The organism is Pseudomonas sp. PGPR40, from assembly GCF_022014505.1.
GTDB lineage: Bacteria > Pseudomonadota > Gammaproteobacteria > Pseudomonadales > Pseudomonadaceae > Aquipseudomonas.
On sequence record NZ_JAKLSP010000009.1, the window covers coordinates 68,145 to 80,600 of the forward strand.

Below are 12,456 nucleotides of genomic sequence, written 5' to 3' on the forward strand. Positions count from 1 at the left end.
TGTAAGCGGCGAAGATCAGCCTTGTCGGTAGGGCAAGGCGGTTTTCGCGTCTTCGGCATAACCCAACACCCCGATACGTTCACGCTCAAGGAAGTCTTTCACCGCTGACTTCAAGCCCGGATGGCGCAGGTAATGCCAAGAGTGGGTGATCACCGGTTCGAATCCACGGATCAACTTGTGCTCACCCTGCGCGCCAGCGTCGAAACGCTGAAAACCATGGGCAATCGCGTAATCCATGCCCTGATAGAAACAGGTCTCGAAGTGCAGGCGATCGAACTCCGCCAGGCAGCCCCAATAACGGCCATAGAAGCTGTCGCCACCGACCAGACTGAACGCCATGGCCACCGGTCGTGAGCCTTGTTTGGCCAGCACCACACGGATCGACTCCGGCATGCGCTCGGCCAACAGACTGAAAAATTCCCGCGTCAGGTACGGCGCTTGCCGACGCACCGCGTAGGTGTTGGCGTAGCAGGCATACACAAAGTCCCACTGCGCTTGATCCAGTTGTTGCCCTTCCAGCCATTCGAAATCGATGCCCTGCCCCGCCACTTGCTCACGCTCTTTGCGCATTTGCTTGCGCTTGCGCGAACTGAGGGCGTCGAGGAAGTCCTGAAAATCCCGATAAGCGCGATTTTGCCAGTGGTACTGACAGCCAATGCGCTGCAACCAGCCTGGCTGTTCGGCCAATGCCGCGTCGGTGAATGGATCGGTGAAGTTGATGTGGGCGCTGGAAAGTCCTTCGATCTCCAGATAACCCGGCAGGCTCTGCAGGAGTTCGAAACCGTCCTCGATCGTCGCCGCCAGCAATCGCGGCCCGCTGACCGGGCTGAATGGCACTGCCGTCAACAGCTTGGGGTAGTAATCGATGCCGGCACGCTCACAGGCTTCGGCCCAGCCATGGTCGAACACGTACTCGCCGTAGGAATGCCATTTGCGGTAACTGGGCAGCGCAGCGACCAGGCGATCGCCTTCGATGTGCAGCAAATGCTCGGGCTGCCAGCCGGAATGCGGGCCGAGGCAACCGCTGTCTTCCAGCGCGCTCAGAAAGGCATGGCGCAGAAACGGCTGAGTTTCCGGCACCAGGGCGTCCCAGGTGTGCGGTGCGATTTCCGACAGGCTTTCCAGACGTTGCAGCGGCATCAGTATCCCCGACCATCATTTTCTACAGATGGGACGAGTATCGCTGATTGATTGCCTGACCCGAAATAAAAAAACCCCGCCGAAGCGGGGTTAAAACCAGAGGAGCTTTAACGGATGAAGAAAGAGCTCTTACTGCATTTACTACGGTTTAGAACACGTATTGCGCGCGAACCACGAAGCCGTCACCGCTGTCATCACCGGTACGACGTGCCGGGGTAGTGCCGCTGGCAGCCGTGGCATTGGTCACGTTGTCCGTCTTGGCCTTGAGGTAGGCGCCAGTGATTTTCACCGCTTCGTTGGCGTACCAGTTCACACCCAGGGTATGCACCTGAGCTTCGGCATCGCCGACATCGCGGGTCAGGCTGGCGGTGGTGATGTTGTCGTCTTCGACGGTCAGGCTGTCGTAACGATAGAACAGCTCCCAGGCACCGATGGACTTGTTGGCTGGCTTGATCGCATCGAACTTGCCGACTTTATAGCCACGGGATTCGCCAGTGAGGGTGTAGGCACCCTGGACATAGAAACCATCACCTTTGATGTCTTCACGGCTGCTGTCATCGGCCTTGGTCTTGCGGGCAATGTATTCGCCCTGGATCGAGGCCGGGCCCATGGCGAATGCGGCTTCCAGACCGTAAGCGTCGTCACGGTCATAGGAGCCGGCAGGCGAAGTGGAACTGCCACCCAGCACCGGACGGTTGCCGTTGGGTCCGGCATCGTTGCCGCCCAGGGTTTCAACGCCACGCATGCCCATACGGGTGCGATATCGCGAATCGAAAGCCGTGTCGGAAACATCACGGGAAGCCACGTTCACACCGAAGTGCAGCACGTTGCCGGCATCATGCAACGGGGCGAATACAAAGCGGCCGTTGACCTGTTTGATGCTGTCGCCATCGGTATCGTCGGTGTCTTTGCTGAATACGCCGGCGGAGGCGTAGAACGAATCCGCGAAGGTACTGGAGGCTTGCAGGCCCAGACCATTCTGGTGACCGTTGGCCCAATCGACCATGTCGTAGGCCATGTTGCGCTCTGGCGCAGTGACCCACTTGGAGCTGGTGGCTTTTTCCAGGCCGAAGTCCGGGTCAAAACGACCGACTTTGATCGAGACCGGTTTGAAGCCGTTGTAGGCCAACGACGCTTCGTCGAAGTAGCCGTTATCGGAATCACCGGTGTTGTGGGAGAAGTCGTAGCTGATGGTGTAGGCCCAATCCGTGTACAGCACACCGGACAGTTCCAGGAACGCACGACGGAAGTAAGCGGCATCGGCTCTGTTGCCATTGTCGGTGTAGATACCGTCGAACTGGCTGTAGTCAGCCTGCAAGCGACCGCCGAGTTTGAAGCTGAATTCTTTGTCGGTGGTGGCGACTTCGAGGCCGCCCTTGGTTTTGACTACGATATCGGCGCCGTCAGTGGTGACGGTGCCAGCGAAAGCCTGGGCGGTTACTGCCATGGCCAATGCGCTGGCGGCAAAACCGGCGAAGTGCTTACGGATCATCGAAGAGTTCCCCTAATTGGTGGTCTGTAGCTTGAAAACACGCGGGTCTGGCCCGCTTGTGTTGGGAGGGAATCTTGGAGGCGGGGTATTTCAGCCGGGTTGCTGATAGATAAAGATTTTATGACAGGGGAACTTTTTTACTTCGAATCGAAATAACGAAAAAACAGCCACAGGGAGATGAGCTGCAAGCCTTCAGCTAGAGCGGCTAAGGGTTGTGTACGGGCGGAAAAACTACGGTTTGTTCTTCAGATGTTCGTTGGCAAGACGTTCCGCCAGCGCATCCAGATCAGGTACAGGCGGCTCAGGCATCACTTTCAGGGTGGCCTGCATCAACCGCATCTGCCGAATGAACCGTCGGCAATAGCGACAAAACATCAAATGATGCCGGACCATCAGTCGCTCACGAAAACTCAACTGGCCATCGAGATAATCACTGGAGCGCGCCACTTGTTCCTTGCAGGTCAACATTCGCCGGTTTCCTCAAAATGCTCCACGGTCGCAAAGACCTTCAACCGTGCCCGATGCAGCAGCACACGAACATTGGAGAGCGAGAGCTCCAGAAGATTACAGATATCCTCCAGCTCCAGCCCCTGTCGCTCACGCAACAGCAACACACTGCTTTGCAGTTCCGACAGGTTGAGCAACGTGTGCTCCAGGCATTCGCGCAGCTCGTTTTCGGTCAACAGCGCCTCTGGCGTGTCCTGATGCCAGGCGTACGGCGCCACCAGCCAATGACCATCACTCGATGAAAAACGATCGTCATCGACCGTGCCGTGAGGCGACGGCAGGTCATCGAGCAGCACTTCCCGGCGGTTTTGCTTGTAGCGGCTCTTGGCCGAGTTGGCGGTGATGGTCAGCAGCCAGGTCTTGAGGCTTGAACGCCGCTCGAACCCGCCGAGATTGCGCACCACCGACAGCCAGGCATCCTGCACCACCTCGTCGGCGTGTCGATTGCCGACGATGGCATAGGCCACCGCGCGCATGGCGCTCTGGTAAGTGCTGACCAGTTCCTTGAAAGCCCTCTGCTCGCCCGCCAGCAGGCGTTCGAGCAATAGGGTGTCGTCAGCTGCGGCCATGCAAACCTCGTTTCAGAACCACCGGTATTGTGGCGAGGGCTTGCCCTGCTTTTCGTAGGAGCCAGGCTTGCCGGCGAAGGCGCTCTTAAGGACGCCTTCGCCGGCAAGCCTGGCTCCTACATGTCCAAAGCGGGGCAAGCTCCCTCGTCACAACAGTACACTCACCCTGCAAGCATCAGCGCTTGCGCAGAATCACGCTGCCAATCGAATACCCGGCACCGAACGAGCTGAGTACAGCCAGCGAACCGCTGACCAGATCGTCCTGGTTTTTGTGAAACGCAATCACCGAACCGGCGGAACTGGTGTTGGCGTAGGTATCGAGAATTACCGGGGCTTCGGCCTCGGTGGCTTCGCGGCCCAGCAGTTTCTTGACGATCAAGTGGTTCATGCTGAGGTTGGCCTGGTGCAGCCAGAAGCGCTTCACGTCGCTGACGTTGAGCTGGTTTTCTTCCAGGTGCGTGGCGATCAGCTCGGCAACCATCGGGCAAACGTCGCGGAACACCTTGCGGCCTTCCTGGACGAACAATTTGTCGGGGGCACCGATGCCCTCTTCCGCCGCGCGGTTGAGGAAGCCGAAGTTGTTGCGGATGTTGTTGGAGAACTTGGTCAGCAGTTTGGTGCTGACCACGTCGAACTGGTACTCGGATGTCGCGAGATCCGCACGTTCGATGATCACCGCGGTGGCGGCGTCGCCGAAGATGAAGTGGCTGTCACGGTCGCGGAAATTCAGGTGACCGGTGCAGACTTCCGGATTGACCATCAGGATCGCCCGGGCCTGGCCCAGTTGCACGCTGTTGGCGGCGGCCTGGATACCGAAGGTCGCCGAGGAACAGGCAACGTTCATGTCGAAACCGAAACCCTGAATGCCCAGCGCTTCCTGAACTTCGATGGCGATGGCCGGGTAGGCGCGTTGCAGGTTGGAGCAGGCGACGATTACTCCGTCGATGTCAGCGGCGGTCTTGCCGGCACGCTGCAAGGCTTGCTCGGCCGCGCCGATGGCCATCTGGCAAAGCACCGACCATTCGTCATTGGAGCGCTCGGGCAAGCGTGGTGCCATGCGCTGCGGGTCAAGAATGCCGTCCTTGTCCATGACAAAGCGGCTTTTGATGCCAGACGCTTTTTCGATGAACGCCGCGTTGGATTCGGTCAATGCCTGGACTTCGCCGCGCGCGATGGCTTCGGCGTTGTCGGCATTGAACTGCGCGACGTAAGCGTTGAAAGACTGCACCAGCTCTTCGTTGGAGATGCTGTTGGCCGGGGTGTACAGGCCGGTGCCGCTGATGACGACGTTATGCATGGTCGTTTCTCTAATCCGTTCAGGCAGAAAGCGCTGGCACCGACGTACCAACACACAAAGGGTCTATCCCAGGTCCGGACGCACACCTGGCATCGCTTTATTCCGATCCGCCCGGCCCGTGAAGGCTCAAAACCGCGGGGCTGGCGTTTATAGGCGCGAAGTTTGCCATAAACGTTGGCTTTTGGCGCCTTTTGCTGAATCGAATACCTGCTGGCACAACACCTTACCTGTGGGAGCGGGCTTGCTCGCGAAAGCGGACTGACATTCAATCAATATGTCGATTGATCTACCGCCTTCGCGAGCAAGCCCGCTCCCACAGGGTTCAGGGCTCGACCTGGCTCCACTGCTTATTCAGGCGCTTGTCGGAGATCGGCACCTTGGTCCCCAATTGCTGCGCGAACAGCGAGACCCGGTATTCCTCCAGCCACCAGCGATAGAGTTCCAGCTGCGGATCGCGCTTGCTTTCCTGGGCATGTTTGTTGGCGCGGGTCTGGTATTGAGCCCAGAGCCCGGACAATTCGCCGCTCCAGACCCGGTCTTTCTGCACCTGAGCGCCGAGTTTTTCGAAACGTTGCTCAACGGCCTTGAGGTAACGCGGCAGTTCCTTGAGCCACGCCATCGGCGTTTCACGCACGAACCCCGGATACACCAGATGGCTGAGCTGCTGCTTGATGTCGTTCAAGGCCACGGCTTGCGCCAGATCGATCTTGCCCTTGAAGCGTTTTTGCAGGCCGTGCCAGTGCTTGAGAATCTCCAGGGTCAGCCTGGCCAACCGTTCGGCGTGCTCGGTCCAGCCGCCGCGTTTGCGCTCGGCCAGCGATGCCAGCCCGGCGCCATCGCGCGGCAACGGGTCTTCGCCGTCGAGAATGCAGCTGTCGAGACTGGCCAGCAGAATGTCTTCCACCAGGCTGTCGATGCGCCCCAGTTCGCGGTACATCAGACCCAACTCGGTCAGCCCCGGCAACTTGCCGCGCAGGAACTTCGCCGGTTCAGCCAGTTGCTGCATCAGCAAGCGCTGCAAGGCCCGGCGATGCTGGAACTCGGCTTCGGCCGGGGTCGAGAATCGACCTTCCTTGACCGTCCCGCCCTCTTCCACCAGCGCCGGATACACCGTCATCGATAGCCCGGCGATTTTCTGCTGGGTTTTCTCAGCCACGGCGGCAAAGACTTTCGGCTCCACCGGTTGTTGGCTCTTCGCCGTTTGCGGCACCGCCAACGCAGCCTGACTGGCCTCGGCAAAGCGTGCGGTCAGCTCGGCCAGGTCACGGCCTTCGCCGAGGAACTTGCCCTGACCGTCGACGATTTCCAGGTTCATCCGCAAATGGCTTTCGACCTGCTGCGAGGCTTCGGCCCAGGCTTCATCGCTGACCCGCGCGCCGGTCATGCGCAGCAACTCGCGGCCCAGCGTCTGAGGCAATGAGCCCTCGGCAAACGTGATGCGCTGCAACGCGGCTTTGACGAAGTCTGGCACCGGCACGAAATTCTTGCGCAGGGCCTTGGGCAGGTTGCGCACCAGCGCAATGCACTTGGCCTCGATCACGCCCGGCACCAGCCATTCCAGACGCTCCGGCGGCAGCATCGGCAACAGCGGTGCCGGCACGCGCAAGGTCACGCCATCGCGCGGATGGTTGGGCTCGAAGTGATAACTCAGCGCCAGTTCCAGATCGCCGATGTGCAGGGTGTCCGGGTAATGCGCGGCGGTGACTTCGCTGGCTTCGCGGGCCAGTACGTCTTCTTCGCGCATGATCAGCAGTTGCGGGTCTTTCTGACTGTTGATCCGGTACCAACTGTCGAAGGTCGCAGTCTGGTGGATCTCCGCCGGCAGTCGCGCATCGTAGAAAGCGAACAGGGTTTCTTCGTCCGCCAGAATGTCCCGACGGCGGGCCTTGGCTTCCAGTTCGTCGAGCTGTTCCAGCAATTGTTGGTTGGCCGTCAGGCATTTGGCTTTGGATTGAATCTCGCCACGCACCAAGCCTTCGCGGATAAACAACTCGCGAGACACCACCGGGTCGACCGGCCCGTAATGCACCGGCCTGCGTCCGACCACGATCAGCCCGAACAGGGTGATTTGCTCGAAGGCCACGACCTGACCGCGCTTCTTCTCCCAATGAGGTTCGAAGTGGTTTTTCTTGATCAGGTGCCCGGCCAGCGGCTCGATCCAGTCGGCGTCGATCTTGGCGACCATCCGCGCGTAGAGCTTGGTGGTTTCCACCAGTTCGGCGGTCATCAGCCATTGCGGACGCTTTTTACCAAGCCCGGATGAAGGGTGAATCCAGAAGCGCCGCTGACGGGCGCCGAGGTAGTCGCCGTCTTCGGTTTTCTGGCCGATCTGGCTGAGCAATCCGGAGAGCACGGCTTTGTGCAGTTTCGGGTAATCCGCCGGCTCTTTGTTGAGGCTCAACTGCATGTCGCGACAGATCAGGCTCAACTGACGATGGGAGTCGCGCCATTCGCGCAGGCGCAGGTAATTGAGGAAGTTCTTGCGGCACCAGTTGCGCAGCGGACTGGCCGTCAGCGCTTGGCGCTGTTCTTCGAAGCCACGCCACAGATTAACCAGCCCGGCGAAGTCCGAATCCACGTCTTTCCACTGGGCGTGGGCCTGATCGGCGGCTTGCTGACGCTCTGGCGGACGTTCGCGCGGGTCCTGAATCGACATGGCGCTGGCGACGATCAGCACTTCCTGCAAGCTGCCCAGTTTCGCCGCTTCCAGCAGCATGCGGCCCATGCGCGGGTCCACCGGCAGCCGCGCCAGTTGGCGACCAAGCGGCGTCAACTGACTGTTGCGGTCCACCGCCGAAAGTTCTTGCAGCAGGTTGAAACCGTCGCTGATGGCCTTGCCATCCGGCGGCTCGATAAACGGGAAATCGGTGATCTCGCCGAGGCGCAGATGGAGCATCTGCAGAATGACTGCTGCGAGGTTGGTCCGCAGGATTTCCGGGTCGGTGAATTCCGGGCGACCAATGAAATCTTCTTCGCTGTACAAGCGCACGCAAATGCCCGGCTCGACCCGACCGCAACGGCCTTTACGCTGATTGGCGCTGGCTTGGGAAATCGCTTCGATGGGCAGGCGCTGAACCTTGGCGCGGTAGCTGTAACGGCTGATGCGCGCGGTGCCGCTGTCGATCACGTAACGAATGCCCGGCACCGTCAGAGAGGTTTCCGCGACGTTGGTCGCCAGCACGACGCGACGCCCAGGGTGCGACTGGAAAATCCGCTGCTGCTCGGCCGGCGACAGCCGCGCGTACAACGGCAGAATCTCGGTGTGTTTGAGCTGGGCCTTGCGCAGCATGTCGGCGGCGTCGCGAATCTCGCGCTCGCCGGGCAGGAACACCAGCACGTCGCCGGGGCTCTTGCGCTCACTGCGTTCGAACGCGGCAATTTCATCGAGGGTAGCGAGGATCGCCTGATCCACGGTCAAATCATCCTCGACGCGGTTGCCTTCCTCGTCCTGTTCCAGGGTCAGCGGGCGATACCAGGTCTCTACCGGAAAGGTGCGGCCGGAGACTTCGACGATTGGCGCATCATCGAAATGCTTGGAAAAACGCTCCAGATCGATGGTGGCCGACGTGATGATGACTTTCAGATCCGGACGACGCGGCAGCAGGGTTTTCAGGTAACCAAGCAGGAAATCGATGTTCAGGCTGCGCTCGTGGGCTTCGTCGACGATGATCGTGTCGTAGCGTTCGAGGTAGCGGTCGTTCTGGGTTTCCGCCAGCAGAATACCGTCGGTCATCAGTTTGATCAGGGTATTGGCATCGCTCTGATCCTCGAACCGCACCTGATAACCGACCAGCGCGCCCAACGGCGTCGCCAATTCTTCAGCAACCCGGCTCGCCACGCTGCGGGCGGCGATTCGACGGGGCTGGGTGTGGCCGATCAGACCGTGCTGGCCGCGGCCGATTTCCAGGCAGATCTTCGGCAGCTGGGTGGTTTTACCCGACCCGGTTTCGCCGGCAATGATCAGCACCTGGTGCTTTTGCAGCGCCGCTTTGATTTCGTCGCGCTTGGCGGCGATCGGCAGGCTGTCGTCGTAACGAATCACCGGCAGGCTGGCGCGCCGCGCCAACACCTGATCACAGGACGCCTGCGTGCGCGTCACCCATTGGGCCAGTTTGGCCTCGTCAGGTTTCTTGCGCAGCTCAAGCAACTGCCGCCGCAGCCGGTGGCGGTCGGCGAGCATGGCGTGATCGAGGTTTTTCAGCAGTTTGTCGATGGAAGGCGATTCGTCAGTCATCAGGTACGCAAAAGTCGTCTAGTGGCGCAGGGGGCCGATTGTCGCAGATTTGGGCTCCCATGTGATCGTTCCCACGCTCTGCGTGGGAATGCCTCAATGGACGCTCTGCGTCCGCTCTTGGGACGCGGAGCGTCCCCGGCTGCATTCCCACGCAGAGCGTGGGAACGATCTCGTGAGGCTACTCGTTGTCGAGGCCTTTGCGCCGATACGGAAACACATCAATCACCTTCCCCGCCCGAATTGCCTCTTGCAAGCCCTTCCAGTAATCGGCGTTGTACAACTCCCCATGCAATTGATCGAACAACCGCCGCTGCCCGGCATCGGCAAACAGGAACGGTGGAAACTCCTCGGGGAACACATCCAGTGGCCCGATCGAGTACCACGGTTCAGAGGCCATTTCGTCTTCCGGCGTACGCGGTTGCGGGATGTGGCGGAAGTTGGCTTCGGTCAGGAAGCAGATCTCATCGTAGTCATAAAACACCACACGACCGTGACGGGTGACGCCGAAATTTTTCAATAACATGTCGCCGGGAAAAATGTTCGCCGCCGCCAGTTGCTTGATCGCCAGACCGTAATCCTCCAGCGCCTCGCGGACCTGCGCTTCATTGGCGTGTTCCAGATAGAGGTTCAACGGCGTCATCCGGCGTTCGGTCCAGCAGTGGCGGATCAGCACCGTGTCATCCTCCACCGAGACCGTGGACGCGGCCACTTCGAGCAATTCTTCCAGGCATGCCGGCTCGAACTTGCTCAACGGGAAACGGAAGTCGGCGAACTCTTGGGTATCGGCCATGCGCCCGACCCGGTCGACGCTTTTCACCAGGCGATACTTTTCGATCACCGTGGCGCGGTCGACGTTTTTCGACGGTGAGAAGCGGTCCTTGATGATTTTGAAAACGGTGTTGAAGCCCGGCAGGGTAAACACGCTCATGACCATGCCGCGCACGCCGGGGGCCATGATGAACTGATCGTCAGTGTTGGCCAGATGATTGATCAGCGCCCGATAGAACTCGGACTTGCCATGCTTGTAAAAGCCAATCGAGGTGTACAGCTCGGCGATGTGCTTGCCCGGCAGGATGCGTTTGAGAAAGCCGATGAATTCCGCCGGCACCGGCACATCGACCATGAAGTACGATCGAGTGAAGGAGAAGATGATCGACACTTCCGCCTCGTCGGTGATCAGCGCATCGATCTGGATGCCCCGGCCTTCGCGGTGCAGCAGCGGAATTACCAGCGGCCATTGCTCGTCGGGGGTGTAGATGCGCCCCACCAGATAGGCGCCCTTATTGCGGTAAAGCACCGAGGAAAACAGCTCGACACTCAGTTCCGGATCCTTGCAGACCCAGTCCGGCAGGTTCTCGCGCAACTGCGCTTCGAGGCGACGCAGGTCACCGGGCAGATCAGCATAATCTTCGCTGAAACGGTAGTCGGCAAAAATGCTTGTGAGCATGCCGGACAACTGCCCCTGCGGCTTGTAGGTGCGAGTTTGCGCGGCCCGGGCCCGGCGCAGGCTTGGCCGAGTTGTGTGGATGAACATGCAGCCGTCGCTGATCAGGTCGTGGCTGAACAGCCCGCAGAAAATCGAGTTGTACCAGGTCTCGGACAGTTCATCGTCGAAGCGCAGGTCGATCAGGCTGATATAAGCGCTTTTGACCAGCGGCCAGCAGCTGACATCTATCAGCACATCAGTTGCGAACGACTCATGCAAGCGCCCTACCGTTTCGCCGACTTTTTCTTCGTAAAGGTTGATTCGCGCCGCCGACGCGACTTGCGTCTCTTGCCATTGGGCCTGCTCGAAACGGGCTCGGGCGCCGTCGGTGATCTGACGGAAATGCTCGCGGTAATCGTCAAAGCCATCGAGGATCATTCGGGCGATGTCGGCGGCTGGCCATTGCTGCGGCATAGGTAAAACCTCGGCGGCTGTTCTTGTCGTTGGAGCCTGAGCTTAGTGGCCCTGTGTGACGCAACGCAACCATTGCCTTGTGCCCTGACTGGCGCGACACTTGCGCGCCAATCAAGGAAGGAAAGTGCTGTGAACCCCGTCGATATCCTGCGTATGTTGTCGCTTGCCGCCATTTGGGGGGCGAGCTTTCTGTTCATGCGCATTATTGCCCCAGTGATTGGCACAATCCCCACTGCTTTTTTTCGCGTGTCGATTGCCGCCGTCGGGCTGCTGGTGATCCTTGGGCTGGCGCGCATCAGCTGGGATTTCAAAGGCAAACTCAAGACGGTAATGCTGCTCGGCCTGATCAACTCCGGGATTCCGGCGACCCTCTATTCCGTGGCCGCCCAAGTGCTGCCGGCCGGTTACTCGGCTATTTTCAATGCCACCACACCTTTGATGGGAGTGTTGATTGGCGGGCTGTTCTTCCATGAAAAACTCACCGCCGCCAAGCTGGGCGGGGTATTTCTCGGCCTGTTCGGCGTCGGCATCCTCACCCGTGCCGGGCCGGTGGCGTTCAACATGGAACTGCTGATAGGCGCACTGGCGTGCCTGATGGCAACCACCTGCTATGGCTTCGCCGGGTTCCTCGCCCGGCGCTGGCTCGACCATGCCGGCGGCCTCGACAGTCGTCTTTCGGCCTTGGGCAGCATGCTCGGCGCGACTTTGTTTTTGCTGCCGCTGTTCGGCTACAGCGTGATCAGCCAGCCACCGGCGAGCTGGGGCGGCTGGAGTGTCTGGTTGTCGTTGCTGGGGTTGGGTTTGGTATGCACGGCCTTTGCCTACATTATTTACTTCCGTTTGCTCAGCTCGATTGGCCCGGTCAAATCGATGACCGTGACCTTCATGATCCCGCCGTTCGGCGTGTTGTGGGGGGCGCTGTTGCTGGATGAGCCGCTGTCGATGGCGCATCTCTATGGTGGGGTGTTGATTGCGGTGGCGTTGTGGCTGGTGTTGAAGCCGGCGGTGGTGAAGGCGGCTGAGGTGGTTGCCAGGTAGTGTTGTGGTGGCGCTGATAACGCCATCGGCAAGCCCGCTCCCACAGAACCCAATGCCAGTCAGTTAAGACACGGCCCCCTGTAGGAGCGAGCTTGCTCGCGAAGACGGCGGTACAGTCAACATTGATGTCGCCTGAGGGGGCAACGGCGCGCCCCAGCAAACCGCTGATCCAGCGGTTGAGATGGGTCATGAAGCGATTGCTCAGCGGTCGCTCGATGTCACAAAAAACGGGGGCTGACCTGAATCACCACCTGTGACACAGGATCTGAGCGTGGCTTG

At 59.9% G+C, this 12,456-nt stretch carries 8 protein-coding genes and 1 pseudogene; 1 reads left to right on the forward strand and 8 read right to left on the reverse strand.

Annotated features, from left to right (window positions below; all coding sequences use genetic code 11):
• Nucleotides 1–15: 15 nt before the first annotated feature.
• The 7 genes from MEB48_RS10115 to aceK all read right to left on the reverse strand — a co-directional run bounded on the left by MEB48_RS10115 (nt 16) and on the right by aceK (nt 11,139).
• Nucleotides 16–1,140 carry a GNAT family N-acetyltransferase gene (locus tag MEB48_RS10115; protein ID WP_237884136.1) on the reverse strand — a complete coding sequence of 375 codons (1,125 nt, stop codon included), beginning with the start codon at nt 1,138–1,140 and terminating at the stop codon, nt 16–18.
• A gap of 148 nt (nt 1,141–1,288) precedes the next feature.
• Nucleotides 1,289–2,632 carry an OprO/OprP family phosphate-selective porin gene (locus MEB48_RS10120; protein ID WP_237884137.1) on the reverse strand — a complete coding sequence of 448 codons (1,344 nt, stop codon included), beginning with the start codon at nt 2,630–2,632 and terminating at the stop codon, nt 1,289–1,291.
• A gap of 231 nt (nt 2,633–2,863) precedes the next feature.
• Entirely contained in the window at nt 2,864–3,100 is a 237-nt protein-coding gene (locus MEB48_RS10125; protein WP_237884138.1) for an anti-sigma factor family protein, read from the reverse strand.
• Entirely contained in the window at nt 3,094–3,708 is a 615-nt protein-coding gene (locus MEB48_RS10130; RefSeq protein ID WP_237884139.1) for an RNA polymerase sigma factor, read from the reverse strand. Before MEB48_RS10130 ends, MEB48_RS10125 begins: the two co-directional genes overlap by 7 nt.
• A gap of 175 nt (nt 3,709–3,883) precedes the next feature.
• Nucleotides 3,884–5,005, reverse strand: a complete 1,122-nt coding sequence (locus tag MEB48_RS10135) for a beta-ketoacyl-ACP synthase III (protein WP_237884140.1) — start codon at nt 5,003–5,005, stop codon at nt 3,884–3,886.
• 322 nt (nt 5,006–5,327) lie between these two features.
• Entirely contained in the window at nt 5,328–9,239 is a 3,912-nt protein-coding gene (gene hrpA / locus MEB48_RS10140) for an ATP-dependent RNA helicase HrpA (RefSeq protein ID WP_237884141.1), read from the reverse strand.
• Between the two features lie 178 nt (nt 9,240–9,417).
• The gene (gene aceK / locus MEB48_RS10145; protein WP_237884142.1) at nt 9,418–11,139 is read right to left on the reverse strand and encodes a bifunctional isocitrate dehydrogenase kinase/phosphatase; all 1,722 of its coding nucleotides are present in this window, start codon (nt 11,137–11,139) and stop codon (nt 9,418–9,420) included.
• Nucleotides 11,140–11,268: 129 nt separating this feature from the next.
• Here aceK and MEB48_RS10150 point away from each other — a divergent pair, with 129 nt between their 5' ends.
• Nucleotides 11,269–12,177 (forward strand): DMT family transporter, encoded by a 909-nt coding sequence (locus tag MEB48_RS10150; RefSeq protein ID WP_237884143.1) that lies wholly within the window; start codon nt 11,269–11,271, stop codon nt 12,175–12,177.
• 136 nt (nt 12,178–12,313) lie between these two features.
• Here MEB48_RS10150 and MEB48_RS10155 read toward each other — a convergent pair.
• A pseudogene (locus MEB48_RS10155) lies at nt 12,314–12,406 on the reverse strand (hypothetical protein); the annotation flags it as partial.
• Nucleotides 12,407–12,456 lie beyond the last annotated feature (50 nt).